The organism is Aeromonas sp. R5-1 (genome assembly GCF_040908265.1).
Classification (GTDB): Bacteria; Pseudomonadota; Gammaproteobacteria; order Enterobacterales; family Aeromonadaceae; genus Aeromonas; species Aeromonas caviae.
On record NZ_JBFODJ010000047.1, the window covers coordinates 33078 to 52472 of the forward strand.

Consider the following 19395-nt stretch of genomic DNA (forward strand, 5'->3'; position numbering starts at 1 on the left):
GGGCCCTTGTCACATGAGAGTAGGGGCTGTCGAGCCGGGCTTCTAGCCGCGGATCAACAGCCGTCTGCGCCTGATCGCAAAAATTCATCCAGCCGGGTGCGGGTGGGCAGTGCCGTCATCGCCCCCTTGGCGGTGGTGGCGAGCGCCCCGCAGCCGTGGGCCTGAGCCAGAATGGCGGGCAGCTCGGCCAGCGTCGGCAGCGAGGTCCGTGCGGCCAAGGCCGCCAGCAGCCCGGCGACGAAGGCGTCCCCCGCCCCCGTAGTATCGAGTGGCGTCACTTTGGGCCCCACCCACTCCAGCAACTCGCCACCCAGACGGGCCACCACGCCCCCCGCCCCCCGGGTCACCAGCACCAGTGCCGGGCCTGAAAGAGTGGCAAGCCCCGCCGCCAGATCGTCCAGACCGCTCAGCAGTTGCAGCTCCTCCACCGAGAGCTTGACCACGTCTGCGAGGGCCATGGCCTCGCGCACCACGGGCAGCATCTCGGCAGGGTTGCCCCACACCTCTGGCCTCAGGTTGGGGTCGAAGCAGACCCGCCCCCCGACGGCACGGATGGTCGCCATGGCTTGCAGGCAACTGCTGCGCACCGGCTCGTTGGCGAGCGCAATGGAGCAGGTCAGCAGCCACTGCCCGGCCTGGAAGACCGGCAGATCGGCGTGGCTCAGGAATTGATCGGCACTGGGGCGCACCATGAAGGTGAAGCTGCGCTCCCCCGCTTCATCGAGATCCACCAGCACCGTGCTGGTGCGATGGGCCGGATCCTGGATCAGGTGGCGAATGTCGACCCCCTCCCTGGCCAGGGTCTCCCCCATGAAGCGGCCGAAGGGATCCGCGCCGACCCGGCCAATGAAAGCCGACTCCCCGCCGAGCCGGGCAACGCCCACCGCCACGTTGGCCGGTGCGCCACCCGGACATTTGAGGTAGTGCTGCTCCCCTTCCGGGATCAAGTCCACTACCGCATCCCCCATTACCCACACACGATTCGTCACCTTGTTGCTACTCCACTGCTGCACAGGATTTGCCGGGGTCAGCCCCGGGTTCTGGGTCCGCATTATCAGCTAAACCGTTTTAGCTAACCAACAGATCCCGGGGCCGCCTGCCATTTTTGTGATCGGGATAACGAACTAGAACCAGGTTTCCATCTGCACGCCAAAGTTCCACTCGCCCCCGGCGGTGAAGTTGCTCTGGCCCATGGCATCGGAGCTGGCGTAGTTGTCGAGCTCGGAGGACCAGTCCATCCAGGTGGCGAACACCCGAAGCTCGGGCCGCTCGAAGAAGCCGGCGGTCTGCGCCTTGAAGGTCGGCGCGAAGGTGAGCTTGGTGAAATCGCCGCTCACCGCCTGACGACCCTTGTAGCCCTTGGGATCGAGGTCCATGTACTGCCAGGTCGCCTCGTAAACCAGCTCGACGTTCTGGCTCAGCACCTGGGCCAGGCGGCCATTGAGGGTCACCCAGCGGTACTCGTCCCCTTTCACGTAACGATCCTGGCTGTGCTCGGCCAGCAGGGCCGGGGCCACACGCCAGCGGGGCGCAAGATCGGTGGCGCCAAACACGGCGACCCGCACCGCATCGGCATCCGGCAGCAGCTCGCTGTCGGAGCCCAGCCCCTTGAGCTCGGCACCCAGACCGTGGCCATACAGCACCGCCGCCTTGGAGAAACCGGGGTTGATGCCAAAGAAGCTGTCGGCGTGGTAGGCCACCAGGGTGTGGGCCCCCTTGTTCGCCGCTTCGCTGCCCGCGCCGCCGTCGTTGATGCGCGCCTCGTTGTCCTTGGCGGAGAGGCCGTTCAGCATCCACTGCCAGTTGCCAACGCGGTTGTTCATGGTGAGGATGTAGCTCTCGATGTCGGAGAGACCGCTCGCGCTGATGTCGCCGTAGTCGCGCCCGTAGAGGGAGAAGTTCGCCTTCCAGCTGTCGGCCAGCTGCACGTCGTAGACGCCGCCGCCGGTACCGGCCAGGAAGACCACGTCCGAGTCGAGCCAGTGGATGTCGAAGTTGTCCCGGTCAAAGCGCTTGCCCGCCCAGAGCACCGAGTGCTGGAAAGGACCGCTGAAGCTCGCCAGATCGCCGATTTCGGCAAACACCTGGCGGGTATTGAGGCTGGAATCGCTGGCGGTCCAGTCGTTGCTGGTCTCCACCCCGTCCGCCAGCATCAGCTTGTAGCGGGCCCAGCTGCCATCGTCGAAGGTCTGGGTCTTCAGCAGGTTGGCCTCCATGTAGGTGTCATCCTCGTTGCCAAGGCGACCCACGGCGCCGCCCACCGAGCCGGCCGGGGTGATGTAGGGGCCGCCGCGGCCACCGTTGCCGTTGCCGTTCACCAGCAGGCCCGAGCGGGCATAGCCGTGGAACTCGAAGCCCTGGGCCCCGGCGGTCTGCTTGTCCACCTTCTCGCTCTGAGCCTTGGCCACCACGGCCGTCTCGCGGGCTTCGCTCGCCTTGCTCTGGGCCTCGTCGGCCCGCGCTTCGGCAGCGGTGGCGCGCGCCTCGGCTGCCTGCACCCGCGCCTCCAGCGCCGCCAGCCTGGCTTCGATACCGCCATCCGCCGCCCACAGCGGGCTGCTCATTCCCAATCCCAGCGCCACGGCCAGCGCCAACTTGCTCTTGAACATCGTCATCGTCCTCACCTGTCTTCTGTCGCCCGTCCGGGCTCTGTTGTTGTTGACGAGCTGAGGATAGCTAAACCGCTTTAGCTGACTCAATATGCCAGCTAAACCGTTTCAGCAGGAGTGTGAGCGGGATAACATTTGTACAGGGGGAATTGGTGGAAGTTGTGAGGAGGATCCCTCATCGGGATCCACTCAATAAGGGGGGATCCAGGCCAGATGGCGGGCAAAAAAAAGCCGGCACATCCGTGCCGGCTTGGGTAACGCGGGTCGCGTTTATTTGGTCAGGTCGTCGAAGAAGCGTTTCACCCCTTCGAAGAAGCCTTCGGATTTCGGCTTGTGGGTCTTGGCAGCGGCGCCGCTGAAGGAGTCGTCCAGCTGGCGCAGCAGATCTTTCTGGGTCTCGGTCAGCTTGACCGGAGTCTCGATCACCACCTTGCACATCAGATCCCCCACCTGGCCGGAGCGCACGGACTTGACGCCCTTGCCCCGCAGGCGGAACAGCTTGCCGGTCTGGGTCTCCGGGGTCACCTTGAGCTTGACCCGGCCATCCAGGGTCGGCACTTCAATCTCGCCGCCGAGCGCCGCCGTGGTGAAGCTGATGGGCACTTCGCAGTAGAGGTCGTTGCCGTCACGGACGAAGATCTCGTGCTCGCGCACATGAACCTGTACGTAGAGATCCCCCGCCGATGCGCCGGTTTCCCCCGCTTCCCCTTCGCCGGAGAGACGGATGCGATCCCCGGTATCGACTCCGGCCGGGATCTTGACCGACAGGGTCTTGGTCTTCTGGTAGCGCCCTTCCCCATGGCACTTGCGGCACGGATCCTTGATGATCTTGCCGCGACCGTGACAGTGGGGGCAGGGCTGCTGCACCGCGAAGAAGCCCTGGCGCATCTGCACCTGGCCGGAGCCGTGGCAGGTGGGGCAGGTCTGGGCCTGGCTGCCGGTATGGGCACCGGAGCCGTTGCACACTTCGCAGTGGACCTGGGTCGGGATCTTGATCTCCTTGGAGACCCCGCGCACCGCCTCTTCCAGCGTCAGCTCCATGTTGTAGCGCAGGTCGGCGCCACGGGCCGGGCCGCGACGACCGCCCCCGCGACCACCGAAGATGTCGCCAAACACGTCGCCGAAGATGTCGCCGAAATCGGCACCACCGCCAAAGCCGCCGTGGCCGCCACCCTGGCTCGGATCCACCCCGGCATGACCGTACTGGTCATAACGGGCACGCAGGTTCTCGTCGGTCAGGACCTCGTAGGCTTCCTTGACCTCTTTGAACTTCTCTTCAGCCCCGGCATCACCCTGGTTGCGATCCGGGTGATACTTCATGGCCAGACGCTTGTACGCCTTCTTGATCTCGCGCTCGTCGGCACCTTTCGATACCCCGAGCACTTCGTAGAAATCGCGCTTCGACATACTCATCCTGTTGCTATATCAGCAGTTACGCAGACGGGCGTTGGTTACCCAACGCCCGTAAATTCATTGACGAATCTGCTCACACTCTTACTACGAAGCCGTGATCAAGGCTCATGTGCTGCTCGGAATCCTCACGTATATCTATACGCTCCGGTTCCTGCGCTGCTCTTTACCTTGCTGACGGCCTCTCGCGACAGACCGTGAACAGATTCTGAGCCGATGGGCGAAGCGGACTTCGCCCATCCGGGTCGGGCTTACTTCTTGTCGTCTTTCACTTCTTCGAACTCGGCGTCGACCACGTCGTCGTCAGCCTTGGCAGAAGAGGAGGACTGACCGGCGTCAGCACCGGTGGCGCCTTGCGCCTGAGCCTGCTGCTGGGCAATCTCCATCAGCTTCTGGGACGCTTCCAGCAGCGCTTGCTGTTTGGCTTCGATGGCAGCCTTGTCGTCACCCTTGATGGCGGATTCCAGCTCGCTCAGGGCAGTCTCGATCTTGGTCTTCTCGTCGGCAGGCAGGGCTTCACCGGCTTCGGTGACCTGCTTGCGCACGGAGTGGACCAGACCGTCAGCCTGGTTGCGGGCCTGCACCAGCTCTTCGAACTTCTTGTCCTCGGCCGCGTTGGCTTCGGCTTCGCGTACCATGCGTTCAATCTCGTCATCAGACAGACCGGAAGAGGCCTGGATGGTGATCTTCTGCTCCTTGTTGGTCTCCTTGTCTTTCGCGGAAACGTGCAGGATGCCGTTGGCGTCGATGTCGAAGGTCACTTCGATCTGCGGCAGACCGCGCGGTGCCGGGCGGATGCCTTCCAGGTTGAACTGGCCCAGGGACTTGTTGTCGCTGGCGCGCTTGCGCTCACCCTGCAGCACGTGAATGGTCACGGCAGACTGGTTGTCTTCGGCGGTGGAGAACACCTGGGACTTCTTGGTCGGAATGGTGGTGTTCTTCTCGATGAGCGCGGTCATCACGCTGCCCATGGTTTCGATCCCCAGGGAGAGCGGAGTCACGTCCAGCAGCAGTACGTCGGTTTTGTCACCGGACAGTACGGCACCCTGGATGGCAGCACCCATGGCCACGGCTTCGTCCGGGTTGACGTCTTTGCGCGGCTCTTTGCCGAAGAAGTCGGCCACGGTCTTCTGAACCAGCGGCATACGGGTCTGACCGCCCACCAGGATGACGTCGTCGATCTCGCCAACCGCCAGACCGGAGTCTTTCAGGGCGACACGAACCGGCTCCAGGGAGTCTTTCACCATGTCTTCCACCAGGGATTCCAGCTTGGCGCGGGTCACCTTGATGTTCATGTGCTTCGGACCGGTGGCATCTGCTGTGATGTACGGCAGGTTCACGTCGGTCTGCTGGGCAGAAGAGAGCTCGATCTTGGCTTTTTCGGCGGCGTCTTTCAGACGCTGCAGGGCCAGCTGGTCGTTGCGCAGGTCAATGCCCTGCTCGCGCTTGAACTCGTCAACCAGGTAGTTGATGACGCGGTTGTCGAAGTCTTCACCACCCAGGTGGGTGTTACCATTGGTTGCCAGCACTTCGAAGGTGGTCTCGCCTTCGACTTCGTCGATCTCGATGATGGAGATATCGAAGGTACCGCCACCCAGGTCATAGACGGCAACCTTGCGCTCACCCTTGACCTTGTTGACGCCGTAGGCAAACGCAGCCGCAGTCGGCTCGTTGATGATGCGTTTTACATCCAGACCGGCGATGCGACCGGCATCCTTGGTGGCCTGACGCTGGGCGTCGTTGAAGTAGGCCGGTACGGTGATAACGGCTTCGGTCACCGGCTCGCCCAGGTAGTCCTCGGCGGTCTTCTTCATCTTTTTCAGCACTTCGGCAGAGATCTGCGGCGGTGCCATTTTCTTGCCTTTCACTTCAACCCAGGCGTCACCGTTGTCGGCCTTGGCGATGGCGTACGGCATGATTTTCAGGTCACGTTGTACTTCGTCATCTTCGAAACGACGGCCGATCAGACGCTTGATGGCGAACAGCGTGTTCTTCGGGTTGGTGATGGCTTGGCGCTTGGCCGGCTGACCAACCAGGATTTCGCCGTCATCGGCATAGGCAATGATGGACGGAGTAGTACGGTCGCCTTCCGCGTTCTCGATCACGCGAGCATGGTCGCCATCCAGAATAGCGACGCAGGAGTTGGTAGTACCCAGGTCAATACCGATGATTTTACCCATTTGACGAATCTCCAAATACTTTGAATAAACTGGCGAGGGGCTCGCCTTGATACGTTAACGGCTAGGTGGGGCCTGCCACTGTGGCTTTCAAGCTCCCGGCATCAAATTTTTTGTGCCGCCGTGGCCTTGCAACCTATATGGGGTCTCAAGTCGGCGCTTCAAGTCCGGCCCTGAAAAAACCTGCATACAGGCCACCTGACAGCCAAATGACGCCAGACACGTCTTTTGGCGCCACATCCAACAAAAAGCCCGCCAAGCAGCGGGCTTGGTGAGAACAGCGTGATCAGTCAGCGGACTTGGACACCATCACCATGGCCGGGCGGATGACGCGGCCGTTGAGCTCGTAGCCCTTCTGCATCACGGCGATCACTGTGTTCGGCGCCACATCGGCACTGGGCACCATGCTCATGGCCTGGTGGGCATTGGGGTCGAACGGCTGGTTGGTCGGGTCCAGCGCCACCAGGCCGAACTTGGCCACGCCGCTCTGCATGGATTTCAGGGTCAGTTCGACCCCTTCAATCATCGGCTTGAGGGTGTCGTTCTCCTTGTCCGCCAGCTCGATGGCGCGCTCCAGGTTGTCCAGCACCGGCAAGAGCTCTGCGGCGAACTTCTCCAGTGCAAACTTGTGGGCTTTCTCCACGTCCTGAGCGGCACGGCGACGCAGGTTCTCCATCTCGGCGACGGCGCGAATGGCGCGCTCGCGCTCTTCCAGGGAAGCCTGCTGGGCCGCCTCCAGCTGGGCCTCCAGCTCGGCGATGCGGGCCTGCTCGGCTGTCACTTCACTGTCTACATCGGTCGGCTCGACTGGCTGGGCTTCCACTTGCTCCATCGCTTCAACCTTTTGTTCTTCGTGGCTCATGACATCTCCAATATTCAGGGGTTGCGTGTGAGGGTGGCTGGCGTTCAGACAAGCGACACGCGCCAGCAGACCCTGTGTTGGCGCTATTATGGGGACACAGCCCCGGCTTTCAAGGGGAAAAGGGCAGATCGGGCACAATGGCGCCCATCCGCGTGCCAGGCAGCCCCTTTTCGGGGCCGATTGCACCAACCGCCACGGAGGCAGACAAATCCCCGGCAAAGCGCGGTATACTCCCCCCAAGACTCTCCCAGACCCGATAACCTATGGATTCTCCGTTCAAAACCGTTGCCCTCATCGGCAAGCCCCATCACGAGGGGGCCAACCAGACCCTGACCGGCCTGTACCAGTACCTGACCAGCCGCGGCTTTCGCGTGCTGCTGGAGAGCCGGGTGGCCCATACCCTGGGGCTGCTCGGGGAGAACGTGATGGATCTGGTGCAGCTCGGCGAGCAGGCGGATCTCGCCATCGTTGTCGGCGGTGACGGCAACATGCTGGGGGCCGCCCGGGTGCTGTCACGGTTCGATGTGGCGGTGATCGGGGTGAACCGGGGCAACCTCGGCTTCCTGACCGATCTCTCGCCCCAGGATTATCTGCTGCCCCTGGAGCAGGTGCTCTCGGGTCACTTCAAAAGCGAGCATCGCTTCCTGCTGGAGGCCGCCGTCTATCGCCACGGGGAGCGCAAGTCGAGCAACCTCGCGGTCAACGAGGCGGTGCTTCACCCGGGCAAGATCGCCCACATGATCGAATTCGAGGTCTACATCGACGGCAGCTTCATGTACAGCCAGCGCTCGGACGGCATCATAGTGGCGACACCCACCGGCTCCACCGCCTACTCCCTGTCGGCAGGGGGCGCCATCCTCACCCCCAAACTCAACGCCATCACGCTGGTGCCCATGTTCCCGCACACCCTGAGCAGCCGCCCCATCGTGCTGGATGCGGACAGCGAAGTGCGGCTGCTGGTCTCGCCAGACAACCAGGACGACGCCATGCAGGTGAGCTGCGACGGCCAGGTCACCCTGGCGGTCCACCCGGGGGACGAGATCCTCATCAAGAAGAGCAGCCACAAGCTTCATCTGGTGCATCCGCTGGATTACAGCTACTTCCACGTGCTGCGCAACAAGCTCGGTTGGGGCAGCAAACTCTTCTAGCCAGGCACCATCGGTGGCGAGGGTCTACCCCTCGCTGCTTTCGACCAGCCGAGGCAGTGCCGGCTCGAATGCCAGATGCACCCCGTTTCGCCCCGCTTCCTTCACCCGGTACATGGCAGCATCGGCTTTGGTCAGCATCAGTGCCAGGTCAGCCTCGGCACTGGCGCACACAACCCCCATGCTCACCGTGACCCCCTCGCACGGCAGGCAGGCCCCCTGCCGGGAGCCCGTCTCTATCTGGCGGCGGATCCGGTCACAGATGTCGCGGGCCATCTGGCCGCTCACGCCCCCCATGATGATGGCGAACTCCTCGCCACCGATGCGCCCCACCAGATCATCCTTGCGTACCTCGCCACCAGCACCCCGGCCACATAGCGAATGACTTCATCCCCGCAGCCGTGACCAAACTGGTCGTTGACCCGCTTGAAGTGATCGATGTCCAGGACCACCACGCAGCGCGTCTGGCCAGGCGTAGCCCCCTCTCTCTGCCTGAAGAGGCCGCGCCGATTAAGCACCCCGGTGAGGGGATCCCGCTCCGAGAGCGCCAGCAATGCCTCCTCCGTCTCCACATAGGCCACCAGAGGCAGCAACAACACCGAGCCGATGGTCAGCACCATGTGCATGAAGAAGATGAGATCGAGCCAACCTCCGCCCCCCATCCGCCCTTCGACTCCCAGCAAGAGCAGCCCCCCCTGGCTCAGCAGGATGGTGAAATGCAGCAGGTAAATGAGCGCCACCGCATGGAGCACCCGCTTCTGTTGCCGGCCGAGAGAGACGATGAGGCAGGCGCACCACAGGTACAACATCGACTCCATCAGAGCCAGCACAATGCGCACGGGGGCGAGGCTGGACAACCCCAGATAGAGCAGCAGCAACACCGCCACGCCTCCCCCCACGGCACGGGGATGCCATGCGCGCTCGTAAAGCGCACAAAAACCGGCGAGCAACAGCAGGATGCTCATGAGCGAGACCAGGCCGCCGACCCGGATGCCCAGCGCCGGATGGCCGCCCAACACCCCCAGACTGAGCAGCAGGATGGAGAGGGAGAAGAGAAAAGCGGAGAGGGACCAGTACAGAAAGTTGCCTCGACCTGGCTTCAGGGAGTGGATGAACAGCATGATCAGCCCCGACATCAGGTTGATTGCCAGGGAGATCAGCAGCAGGGTCGGGGTATGGATCATCGTGACGCATCCTTGCGAAGAGGTCTGTGCACAGCCCAGGCTCAACCAGGACTGTTTCGAGTGTGTCTCAGCCAGCCACTCACCACAAGAGAGCCCCTCAAGGTGGCTTCTCGCATCGCCTCAGCCCATGCCAGGTACGCAGGTTGATTTGCAGGCCATCTGATCGGCGTCACACCCATGCCGCGGCCTTGACATCCTTGCTCTCCCCCTGCTTCGCAAAAATCCTCCCTGCCCACTTTACTGTATATAAGACCAGTATATACTGGATGCATACACAGTAATGTTGGCCCATACAGGATGAGACCATGCTGACCCAGCTGACCGTCAACAACTTCGCCATCGTCAAGTTTCTCGAACTCGATCTGCAACCGGGGATGACCTGCATCACCGGGGAGACCGGGGCGGGCAAATCCATCGCCATCGATGCTCTGGGGCTGTGCCTGGGGGAGCGCGCCGAAGCCAGCATGGTGCGCCCGGGCAGCGACAAGACAGAGGTGAGTGCCCGCTTCCTGCTGGAGGGTAATCCTGCCGCCCGGGCCTGGCTCGCCTCCAACGAGCTTGAAAATGACGGTGAGTGCATCGTCCGGCGGGTACTGTCCGCCGAGGGGCGCTCTCGCAGCTATATCAACGGGGTTCCCGTCCCCCTCGCCCAGCTCAGGAACCTGGGTCAACTGCTGGTCAACGTCCACGGTCAGCACGCTCACCAGATGCTGCTCAAACCCGATTACCAGCTCGCCCTGCTGGACGGCTACGCCGGTCATCATTTGCTCCTCGACGATGTGCGCCGCCACTACCAGCAGTGGCGCCAGTTGCAAAACGAGCTCAACCGGCTCAAGGCCGAGCAGCAGCAGCGGGAAGCCCGCCGTCAACTCATCGAATACCAGGTGCAGGAGCTGGACGAATTTGCCCTTCAGCCGGGAGAGTTTGAAGAGATTGAAGAGGAGCATCAGCGGCTCGCCAATGGCACCGAGCTGATGCAGGAGTGCGGGTATTGCCTCGATCTGCTTTATGACAATGAAGAGACCACCATCGCCGGTCTGCTGCAGACGGCCGTGGACAGGGCCGAGACCCTGGTCGGCATGGACAGCCGGCTTGGCAACGTGCTCGGCATGCTCAACGAAGCCCTGATCGGCGTACAGGAGAGCCACAGCGAGCTGCGCAGCTATCTCGACCGGCTGGATCTGGATCCAGAGCGCTTCAACGAGCTGGAGAGCCGCCTCTCCAAGGCCATCAACCTGGCACGCAAGCACCATGTCAAACCGGCGGAGCTGGCCCACTACCATCAGGAGCTGGCCAGCGACCTCGCACGCCTGCACTCCGACGAAGAGCGCCTCGAGGGGATGGAGGACGAGCTGGCCTCGGCCCGCCAGGCCTTCGTGCAGGCCGCCGAGGCCCTGAGCCAGAGTCGCCAGCGCTATGCCGAGGAGCTGGGCGCCAAGGTAAGCGCCAGCATGCACGAACTGGCGATGCCCGATGGCCGCTTCGCCATCGAGGTGCGACCCGATGCCCAGAGCAGCCTCTCGCCCCTTGGCATCGATCGGGTGGAGTTCATGGTCACCACCAACCCGGGTCAGCCCATCCAACCGCTCGGCAAGGTGGCTTCCGGCGGCGAGCTGTCGCGTATCAGCCTCGCCATCGTGGTGATCAGTGCACGCAAGATCTCCACCCCGACCCTTATCTTCGACGAAGTGGATGTGGGGATCAGCGGCCCGACCGCCGCCGTGGTGGGTCGCCTGTTGCGCCAGCTCGGCGAATCCACCCAGGTGATGGTGGTCACCCACCTGCCCCAGGTGGCAGGCAAGGGTCACCAGCACATGGTGGTGAGCAAACACACCGACGGCAAGACAACGGAAACCCAGATGCAGGCGCTCACCCCGGGCGCCCGGCTCAACGAACTGGCCCGCCTGTTGGGGGGCGATCAGATCACCGACAACACCCTGGCCAACGCCCGTGAGTTGCTCGCAAGCTGACCACGGGGCGGACGGGATGCCCTCCCGTCCATGTCGGCCCTTTCAGATTGACCGAGTCATCATCGCGGTGGCTAGCTGAAACCTCTTGCCGACGGCGCCGGCCTGGTTGGCCGATGCCGTAAGCCGCAAGAAAGAGGGGCTGCCCTGGCTAATCCGCGGCACGAGTCTTGATGCTCAGTCTGAGCCTGTCAGCCTGGTCATCACCCAGCCGGGCTTCCATCGCCATGGTCAGGACGCCACTCATCTTCGTTGCACTCATTCGCATATTGAACGGACCCACTCCTTCATTTTCCATTCAACTCAGTCTGTTATGATGATGTAAACGGACTCGGTACCTTCAGTTGCCATCGACAGAAGGTGACGCTTGAGGCAAACACACCGGGTTCGTTTGAGCTGACATTTCGCGGGAAGGGAGGATGAGAGTACGCTTCCGCCGTCTGACCCGCACCTGCCAAGGAGAACTGCTTATGAGCCCGACCAATATTGTGCTGTTGCTGGAAGGCAAGGATTACGAGCAGGAGACACTGGCCAAGGCGAGCCGTCTGGCACAAGGGCTGGGCGCCAACCTGACCTTGTTGCACCTGACCCACAGCAGCAAGACCCGTCGCAATAGTCTGTCCCTGTCACAAGAGGAGCGCAGCGCCCAGGGCACCCTGGATGCCAAGGCGATCATCAGTGAACTCATCACCCAGCTTTCTCATCCGGTGGATTACCAGTGCCTGGTGGTGGATGACGTGGTGCCGGATCTCCAGCGCTGGCTGACCGCCCACCCCGCCGATCTCTTGCTGGTCGGCAGCCGTCATCACTGGATGGAGGGCTCGCTGGCCCGTCTGCTCCTCTACAAACTGCCCCTCGATATCCAGATCTGCCACGAGCCTCACGCCGCCTTGCTCAAAGCCGTCGGTTGACACCACAAGACCCGCTCCCTGAGCGGGTCTTCTTGTTTCTGACGCCCCGCCGTCACCCTCCCCCAGCTTGACCTCCTCCACTGCGTCACCGCCAGAACCACACGATTTCTTACACATTGCTCGCTTCTTTTTGAGGGCCATTTGCTGCACGATATGGCCCTTGCACGCCTTCGCTCGTTTCGTTCAGGTGATAAATGAAAGCTCTTCGAAAACCCGGCAAGCTCGCCCTGCTCGCCCTTGTGCTGATCCCTCTCGTCACCTGGCTGGCCTGGCCAGGCAACACACCGGACCCGGTACTGACCGCAACGGTAACCCGCCAGGATGTGGAGCAGACGGTGCTCGCCAGTGGCGTACTGCAGGCCATCGAGCAGGTGGATGTGGGTGCCCAGGTCTCGGGTCAGGTCACCTATCTCGCGGTGGAAGCGGGTCAACAGGTCAAACAAGGAGAGCTGCTGGCGGAGATCGATCCCCTGATCGCCCAGAACAACCTCAAGACCGCCGAAGCTGAGCTCGCCAGCCGCCGCGCCCAGCTCAAGATCAAGCAGGCACAGCTCAAACAGAACGAGCTTGCCTGGCGCCGCCAGCAGCAAATGTTTCGGCAGGAAGCGAGCTCTCGTGCGGATCTGGAGAGCGCCGAAGCCCAGCTTGCCGTCACCCGGGCCGAGCTGCAAAGCGCCCAGGCCGACATCGACAACGCCATCATCAAGGTGGAGCGCGCCAAGACGGAGCTCGGCTACAACCGCATTCAGGCCCCCATGGATGGTACCGTCGTCTCCATCGTCACCCGGCAGGGGCAGACTCTGGCCGCCAGCCAGACGGTACCGACCCTGCTCAAGCTCGCCAATCTCGACACCATGACGGTCAAGGCCCAGATCTCCGAAGCGGACGTCACCCGTGTCAAGGCGGGCATGCCGGTCTATTTCACCCTGATAGGGGATCCGGATACTCGCTACCACGGTACCCTGCGCACGGTCGAGCTGGCCCCCACCAACATCAATGAGCAGACGGCCAGCACCACAGCCACCAGCAATGCGGCCATCTACTACTATGCCCTGTTCGATGTGCCCAACCCCGGCCATCAGTTGAGGGTCGCCATGACGACCCAGGTCACCATCGTACTCGGCGAGCGCAAGCAGGTACTGGCCATTCCCCAGACCGCCCTCGGCAAGAAGACTGGCGACAACGAGTACGAGGTCAGCCTGCTCAAGGCAGGGGACCAGAGAGAGACCCGCCGCATCAAGACCGGCATGAAGGATGACATCAAGATTGAGGTGGTGAGCGGCCTGACCGAGCAGGAGAAGGTGATCCTGGAGCAGGGCAAGCCGGCACTGCACGATGAAGGGGAGATGGTGCCGTGAGCGAGCCCCTGATCCGTCTCAAGGGCATCGAGCGGCGCTACCAGAGCGGAGAGCACGAAGTGACCGTGCTGCACCCGCTGGATCTCGCCATCGATGCCGGGGAGATGGTGGCCATCGTCGGCGCCTCCGGCTCCGGCAAATCGACCCTGATGAACCTGCTGGGCTGCCTCGATCGCCCGAGCGGGGGCCAGTATCTGTTTCGCGGCCAGGACACCGCGACCCTGGATGCCCTCTCCCTGGCACGGCTGCGCTGCCACCACTTCGGCTTCATCTTCCAGCGCTATCACCTGCTGCCCCATCTGGACGCGGCCGCCAACGTGGAGATCCCCGCCATCTATGCCGGCACTGCCCGCCTTGATCGCCAGGCCCGAGCCCGCACCTTGCTGACCCGCCTGGGACTGCAGGATCGCAGCCACCACAGACCCGGCCAGCTCTCCGGCGGTCAGCAGCAGCGGGTCAGTATTGCCCGGGCGCTCGCCAACGGCGGCGAGGTGATCCTGGCGGACGAACCCACCGGCGCTCTCGACAGCCAGAGCGGCAAGGAGGTGATGGCCATCCTCAAGGAGCTGCACGCCCAGGGCCACACCATCATTCTGGTGACCCACGACATGGCGGTGGCAAGCCATGCGGATCGCATCATCACCCTGCGTGACGGGCGGGTAGTGGAGGACAGCGGCCATCGGGCGACCGATGACAACGCAGCCTCCCCATCCGGGGCGCAGGCCCACCCGCTGCCAGGTGACGGCAGCCAGCTGGCCCCTCCCTCTGTCGGGCAAGATGCACAGGGCACAGGAGCCGTCGTCCGCACCGCAAGCCGGGGCTGGGATCGCTACCGGGAGGCGGGGCGCATGGCCCTGCACGCCATGCTGGCCCATCGCATGCGCACCTTCCTCACCATGCTCGGCATCATCATCGGCATCGCCGCCGTGGTCAGCGTGGTGGCGCTGGGTCAGGGGGCGCGCGCCAAGGTGATCGACGACATCAACGCCATGGGCACCAACACCATCGACATCTTCCCCGGCAAGGACTGGGGAGACGAGAAGGCCGCCAGCATCCAGACCCTGAACGAGCGGGATCTCGACGCGCTGCTCGGCCAGCCCTATCTGGAGGGGGCCAGCCCCCAGATAGCGACGTCGGGCCAGCTTCGCTATCGCAACAAGACCAGCAGCGGCAGCGTGATCGGGGTCGGCAACGACTTTTTCCGGGTCAAGGGGATGACGCTCACCCAGGGGCGCCTGCTCGATGAGCGGGACATTCGAAACCGGACGGCAGTCGCCGTGGTGGATGGCAAGACCATAGAGAGCCTGCTTGGCAAGGTGGACCCGGTCGGCCAGGTGGTGCTGGTCGGCACCCTGCCGGTGCGCATCGTGGGGGTGGTCACCCAGGAGACCGGCTTTGGCCGCAGCAGCCAGTCGGTCAATGTCTGGCTCCCCTACAGCGCCGTCATGAGCCGTCTCCTCTCCCAGCAGCACTTCACCCAGATCACCATCCGGGTCAAGGACGGCGTCCAGTCCGCCCTGGCCGAGCAGGCGGCAGTCGCCCTGCTGACCCAGCGCCACGGCGTGAAGGACTTCTTCACCTTCAGCAGCGACAGCATCGTCAAATCGGTGGAGAAGACCACCGCCACCCTGACACTGCTGGTCTCCGCCATCGCGGTGATCTCCCTCATCGTCGGGGGCGTCGGGGTGATGAACATCATGCTGGTCTCGGTGGTGGAGCGCACCCGGGAGATAGGGATCCGCATCGCCGTCGGCGCCCGCCAGTCCGACATACTGCAACAGTTCCTCATCGAGGCGGTGATGGTCAGCCTGCTGGGGGGGCTGCTCGGTATCGGCCTCGCCCTGCTCATCGGCGCTCTCTTCTCCCTGCTCGTGGAAAGCTTCCAGATGCGCTTCTCGCTCTTCTCCATCCTGATGGCCTTCGGGTGCTCCTCCCTCATCGGGATCCTGTTTGGTTACCTGCCCGCCCGCAATGCGGCCAGGCTCGATCCGGTGGAGGCACTGGCGAGGGAATGACGATGCACAACCTATCAAGGCTCGGGCTAAGCCTGATGCTCACCGCCAGCCTCGGTGCCTGCAGCCAGCAGAGCACCTATCACAGACCCGATCTCGACGTGGCGCCAGCATGGCAGCAGGAGAGCCGGGGTCTCACCTTGCAGCAGGCAGGCCCCTGGTGGCAGGGATTCCAGGATCCTGCGCTCGATCGCCTGGTCGAGGCGGTGCTGGCCGCCAACCCGGACATGCGGGTGGCCGGGCTCAAGCTCAAGAATGCCCTGCTCGGCGCCGATCTGGCTGACACCAACCTCACCCCCTCGGTCAGCGCCAATCTCGGGGCCAGCGGCACCAAGAACATGAAAGATGGCAGCGCCAGCAGCAACCTGGGCCCCTCCCTCAACCTCAGCTACGAAGTGGATCTCTGGGGCAGACTGGCCGCGGCAAGGGATCAGGCGAGCTGGGAGGCACAAGCCAGCGAACAGGATCTGGCCGCCACCCGGTTGCTGCTCATCGGCAAGACCCTGGAGCAATACTGGCAACTGGCCTACCTCGGCTCGGCCATTACCCTGGGCACCCAGCAACTGGCCAATCTGGAGCGCATTGAACGCCTGACCCACGCCAAATACGAGGCGGGCGCCGTGACCCGACTCGATCTGGTACAGGCCAGCCAGCAGAAGGCGGGCAAGCAGGCGGAGCTCGCCACCCTCACCCAGCAACGGGCACAGGCGGGCAATGCTCTTCGCCTGCTGCTGGGCCGCAGCAGCGGGCCGCTCGCTGACGCTCCCGACGCCCTGATCATGGGCCCGATCCCGTCCGTGGCGGCCGGCATCCCCACCGATTTGCTGGCCCGGCGGCCCGATGTGCGCGCCGCCGAACTCAGGCTGCGCAAGACCCTCGCGAGGGGAGACGAGATCCGCACCGGCTTTTATCCCACCCTGAGCCTGACCGGCGGTGCCAGCACCACCTCGGATACCCTGACCCAGGTGCTGCAAAATCCAGTCGGCACCCTGGGCGCCACGCTGGCGCTCCCTTTCCTCGAGTACAACAAGACCCGGCTCTCCATTGCCAGCGCCGACATCGACTACCAGATTGCCGAAACCGAGTTTCGCAAGCAGCTCTATACCGCGCTGCTGGAAGTGGAGGATGGCCTGGCCGCCCGTCAGCAAGGGGATCAGCGGCTGCGCTATCTGGAGCAGCAGAGGGCCTATGCCCGGGAGGCCGAAAGGCTCGCTGGCGCCCGTTTCCTGGCCGGAGCCACCGGGGTGCAACCCTGGCTGGATGAGCAGAACCGCCTGTGGGATGCCGAGCTCGCTCTGCTGGCACAGCAGCAGGCCCAGCTCAACAACATGGCAGGCATCTATCGGGCACTGGGGGGAAGCGATCGAACCTGATCCAGGCAGAGAGTGTGGGATCGCGATGGACGTCCCGAGGAGGTCAATCGCGACCCATTCTGCCCACAAACTAATTGATAATAGTTTTCATTTAATCAAGAATGGGCGCCATCATCAGCCAGGAGTATGCCCATGTCTCAACCCGCCCCGGCCAATCGCCCCCGCCTGCTCACCGTCAAGCATGTTCAGGATGTGAGCCCGCACCTGCGCCGAATCTGCCTGACCAGCCCCGAGCTTGTGGACTACCCCTTCAGCTGTGGCGGTGCTCATGTCAAGATCATGCTGCCCCGACCGGATCAGCGCGAGATAGTGTTGCCCACCCCCACCGACAAGGGGCCTCGCTGGCTCGATCCCGCCCAGAAACCCGTCATTCGCACCTTCACCATACGTGCGTTTCGCCGGGAGGCGCTGGAGCTCGACATCGACTTCGCCCTGCACGGCGAGGCCGGCCCCGCCAGTCGTTTCGCCCTGCACGCCAAACCGGGTGACAGGCTCGCCATCTCGGGCCCGGGCGGCCCCGACCCCATGCTGCAAATGGCCGAGCACTATTACATGGCGGGGGATCTCACCGCCCTGCCCGCCATCAGCGCCATGGTGGAAGTGATGCCAGCCCATGCCCTCGGCCATATCGCCCTGCTGGTCCCCCATCAGGACGACGTGCAGGATCTGTCGCTGCCGGCCGGCGTCGACCTGCGCTGGTTCGTGGGCAATCCGGAACAGGCCGCGACCCTGGTGGCACATTTCACCGCCCAGCCCATGGTCGCAGAGGGGAGCTATTTCTGGTTTGGCGGGGAAGAGAGCCTGGTCGTGCCGCTGCGCCGCCACGTCAGACGCACCCTGGATGCCGAGCGCCAGCGGGTCTACGCAGTCCCCTACTGGCGCAGCGGCAAGGATGAAGACGCCTACCACCAGGACAGGCACGCCGTGATGGACAGCTGACCCCCTCTTTATCTTGTGACTGGCGGGCTTCTTCCCTCGGGGAGCGGCCTGCTTTTGCTGCGGTTCCCCCGCCATCGTTCTCTCTCCCCCCATCTTCGCCTGGCGATTTCATTGCGCTTGCATTTGAGACAAACACCAAGATAATGATAATCATTCTCAACAACTGCGATGAGCCGTGAACCTGTCTGCTCCCAACGGGATGGCGCATACGGGTTCCCCATCGCACACATGCACAGCAAGGTAACTCCAGATGGCAGTTTTGAATTCGGTCATGCGCGCCTTCGCCATAGAGGCGCTCCCCACCCCTGCCGAGCTGCTGGCGCAGCACCCCTGTCCGGCCGACATGGCCCGGCACATCGACAGCCAGCGCCATCAGGCACGCCGGATCCTGGCAGGTGAAGACGATCGCCTGCTGGTCGTGATTGGCCCCTGCTCCATCCATGATCCCGTCGCGGCCCTGGACTATGCCGGACGGCTGGCACGGCTCGCCACCGCCTATGAAGACAGCCTTCAGATAGTCATGCGCGCCTATTTTGAAAAGCCGCGCACCACGGTGGGCTGGAAGGGGCTGGTCTTCGATCCGCACCTGGACGGCAGCAACGACATCAATCGGGGATTGCATCTGGCACGCCAGGTGCTGCTCGACATCAATGGACTGGGGCTCGCCACCGCCACCGAATTCCTCGACACCACCAGCTTTCTCTATCTCGCCGATCTCGTCAGCTGGGGCGCCATCGGGGCACGCACCACGAAGTCTCAGGTTCACCGGCAATTGGCCTCCGCACTGCCCTGCCCCGTGGGATTCAAGAACGGTACGGACGGCAATATCCGGGTCGCCATCGATGCCATCCAGGCCAGTACCGCCTCCCATCTCTTCACCGCCCCCGGCAGCCAGGGCGGCATGGTGGTGATCAAGAGCGAAGGCAATCCCGACGGCCATATCATTCTGCGTGGCGGCACCCTGCCCAACTACCACCAGAGCGATGTGGCGGAGGCAGCAGACCGCCTCACCCGTCAGGGACTCCCCCCTCGCCTGATGGTGGATTGCAGCCATGGCAACAGCCAGAAGCTGCACACGAACCAGCTGAAGGTCGCCAAAGATCTCTGTCGCCAGCTGAGCGAAGGGAGCCAAGCCGTCGCCGCCGTCATGGTCGAGAGCTTCTTGCTGGGAGGTAACCAGAAACCGGCTCCTCTGGGTGAGCTGCAATACGGTCTGTCAGTGACCGATGCCTGCCTCTGCTGGGAAGAGAGTGAACACCTGCTTGCCATGCTGGCAGAGGCGGTCCAGGCCCGTCGCCGCACCCGGAGAAAATACACACACGCCGTTCAGTCTGAACTCGGACAACCCGTCATCTAAATAGCTGTTCCGAATAGTAGATCACCGGAGGAAGGGAACTCAGTCCAGTTTGTGCGATCTGATTAGTCGCTAAGGAAGGTGCGAACAAGTC

Annotated in this window: 15 protein-coding genes; 8 read left to right on the top strand and 7 right to left on the bottom strand. The window is 63.3% G+C overall.

Features of this window, described 5'->3' with window-relative positions:
• Positions 1-53: 53 nt before the first annotated feature.
• The 5 genes from AB5Y64_RS06270 to grpE form a co-directional block, all read right to left on the bottom strand.
• Positions 54-1013, bottom strand: coding sequence for an aminoimidazole riboside kinase (locus tag AB5Y64_RS06270; protein WP_368203506.1), 960 nt, complete (start codon positions 1011-1013; stop codon positions 54-56).
• A 111-nt stretch (positions 1014-1124) separates the two neighbouring features.
• The gene (locus AB5Y64_RS06275; protein ID WP_279976696.1) at positions 1125-2615 is read right to left on the bottom strand and encodes a carbohydrate porin; all 1491 of its coding nucleotides are present in this window, start codon (positions 2613-2615) and stop codon (positions 1125-1127) included.
• A 264-nt stretch (positions 2616-2879) separates the two neighbouring features.
• Positions 2880-4016, bottom strand: a complete 1137-nt coding sequence (gene dnaJ, locus AB5Y64_RS06280; protein ID WP_010673647.1) for a molecular chaperone DnaJ — start codon at positions 4014-4016, stop codon at positions 2880-2882.
• A gap of 254 nt (positions 4017-4270) precedes the next feature.
• Positions 4271-6199 (bottom strand): molecular chaperone DnaK, encoded by a 1929-nt coding sequence (gene dnaK / locus AB5Y64_RS06285; protein WP_069651638.1) that lies wholly within the window; start codon positions 6197-6199, stop codon positions 4271-4273.
• A 283-nt stretch (positions 6200-6482) separates the two neighbouring features.
• Entirely contained in the window at positions 6483-7058 is a 576-nt protein-coding gene (grpE, locus tag AB5Y64_RS06290; protein ID WP_029314044.1) for a nucleotide exchange factor GrpE, read from the bottom strand.
• A 263-nt stretch (positions 7059-7321) separates the two neighbouring features.
• On the opposite strand from grpE, the gene nadK reads away from it, so the two are divergent.
• Positions 7322-8206, top strand: coding sequence for an NAD(+) kinase (nadK, locus tag AB5Y64_RS06295; RefSeq protein WP_010673644.1), 885 nt, complete (start codon positions 7322-7324; stop codon positions 8204-8206).
• A gap of 24 nt (positions 8207-8230) precedes the next feature.
• On the opposite strand, the gene AB5Y64_RS06300 is transcribed toward nadK, so the two are convergent.
• Both AB5Y64_RS06300 and AB5Y64_RS06305 read right to left on the bottom strand, forming a co-directional pair.
• Positions 8231-8536 carry a diguanylate cyclase gene (locus AB5Y64_RS06300; protein WP_279956038.1) on the bottom strand — a complete coding sequence of 102 codons (306 nt, stop codon included), beginning with the start codon at positions 8534-8536 and terminating at the stop codon, positions 8231-8233.
• Positions 8488-9387, bottom strand: coding sequence for a GGDEF domain-containing protein (locus tag AB5Y64_RS06305; RefSeq protein WP_279956039.1), 900 nt, complete (start codon positions 9385-9387; stop codon positions 8488-8490). The genes AB5Y64_RS06300 and AB5Y64_RS06305 overlap by 49 nt, the downstream gene beginning before the upstream one ends.
• A 305-nt stretch (positions 9388-9692) precedes the next feature.
• Between AB5Y64_RS06305 and recN the strand changes: the two genes are divergently transcribed.
• The 7 genes from recN to AB5Y64_RS06340 all read left to right on the top strand — a co-directional run bounded on the left by recN (position 9693) and on the right by AB5Y64_RS06340 (position 19304).
• Positions 9693-11357, top strand: coding sequence for a DNA repair protein RecN (gene recN / locus AB5Y64_RS06310; protein WP_279956040.1), 1665 nt, complete (start codon positions 9693-9695; stop codon positions 11355-11357).
• A 467-nt stretch (positions 11358-11824) separates the two neighbouring features.
• Positions 11825-12265, top strand: a complete 441-nt coding sequence (locus AB5Y64_RS06315; protein ID WP_049636816.1) for a universal stress protein — start codon at positions 11825-11827, stop codon at positions 12263-12265.
• A 194-nt stretch (positions 12266-12459) separates the two neighbouring features.
• The gene (locus AB5Y64_RS06320; RefSeq protein ID WP_010673639.1) at positions 12460-13623 is read left to right on the top strand and encodes an efflux RND transporter periplasmic adaptor subunit; all 1164 of its coding nucleotides are present in this window, start codon (positions 12460-12462) and stop codon (positions 13621-13623) included.
• Positions 13620-15638, top strand: coding sequence for a MacB family efflux pump subunit (locus tag AB5Y64_RS06325; protein ID WP_010673638.1), 2019 nt, complete (start codon positions 13620-13622; stop codon positions 15636-15638). Before AB5Y64_RS06320 ends, AB5Y64_RS06325 begins: the two co-directional genes overlap by 4 nt.
• Complete coding sequence (locus AB5Y64_RS06330) at positions 15635-17008, top strand: efflux transporter outer membrane subunit (protein ID WP_368203502.1); 1374 nt, start codon at positions 15635-15637, stop codon at positions 17006-17008. Before AB5Y64_RS06325 ends, AB5Y64_RS06330 begins: the two co-directional genes overlap by 4 nt.
• A 132-nt stretch (positions 17009-17140) precedes the next feature.
• Positions 17141-17947, top strand: a complete 807-nt coding sequence (locus AB5Y64_RS06335) for a siderophore-interacting protein (protein ID WP_042014253.1) — start codon at positions 17141-17143, stop codon at positions 17945-17947.
• A 250-nt stretch (positions 17948-18197) separates the two neighbouring features.
• Positions 18198-19304: a 3-deoxy-7-phosphoheptulonate synthase gene (locus AB5Y64_RS06340; RefSeq protein WP_350237746.1), complete on the top strand. Its 1107-nt coding sequence runs from the start codon at positions 18198-18200 to the stop codon at positions 19302-19304.
• Positions 19305-19395: the final 91 nt, after the last annotated feature.

Bases quoted from the DNA above. Each gene is read 5' to 3' on its own strand.
- AB5Y64_RS06275 (WP_279976696.1), bottom strand. From the start codon at position 2,615: ATGACGATGTTCAAGAGCAAGTTGGCGCTGGCCGTGGCGCTGGGATTG.
- dnaJ (WP_010673647.1), bottom strand. From the start codon at position 4,016: ATGTCGAAGCGCGATTTCTACGAAGTGCTCGGGGTATCGAAAGGTGCC.
- dnaK (WP_069651638.1), bottom strand. From the start codon at position 6,199: ATGGGTAAAATCATCGGTATTGACCTGGGTACTACCAACTCCTGCGTC.
- grpE (WP_029314044.1), bottom strand. From the start codon at position 7,058: ATGAGCCACGAAGAACAAAAGGTTGAAGCGATGGAGCAAGTGGAAGCC.
- nadK (WP_010673644.1), top strand. From the start codon at position 7,322: ATGGATTCTCCGTTCAAAACCGTTGCCCTCATCGGCAAGCCCCATCAC.
- AB5Y64_RS06305 (WP_279956039.1), bottom strand. From the start codon at position 9,387: ATGATCCATACCCCGACCCTGCTGCTGATCTCCCTGGCAATCAACCTG.
- recN (WP_279956040.1), top strand. From the start codon at position 9,693: ATGCTGACCCAGCTGACCGTCAACAACTTCGCCATCGTCAAGTTTCTC.
- AB5Y64_RS06315 (WP_049636816.1), top strand. From the start codon at position 11,825: ATGAGCCCGACCAATATTGTGCTGTTGCTGGAAGGCAAGGATTACGAG.
- AB5Y64_RS06320 (WP_010673639.1), top strand. From the start codon at position 12,460: ATGAAAGCTCTTCGAAAACCCGGCAAGCTCGCCCTGCTCGCCCTTGTG.
- AB5Y64_RS06330 (WP_368203502.1), top strand. From the start codon at position 15,635: ATGACGATGCACAACCTATCAAGGCTCGGGCTAAGCCTGATGCTCACC.
- AB5Y64_RS06335 (WP_042014253.1), top strand. From the start codon at position 17,141: ATGTCTCAACCCGCCCCGGCCAATCGCCCCCGCCTGCTCACCGTCAAG.
- AB5Y64_RS06340 (WP_350237746.1), top strand. From the start codon at position 18,198: ATGGCAGTTTTGAATTCGGTCATGCGCGCCTTCGCCATAGAGGCGCTC.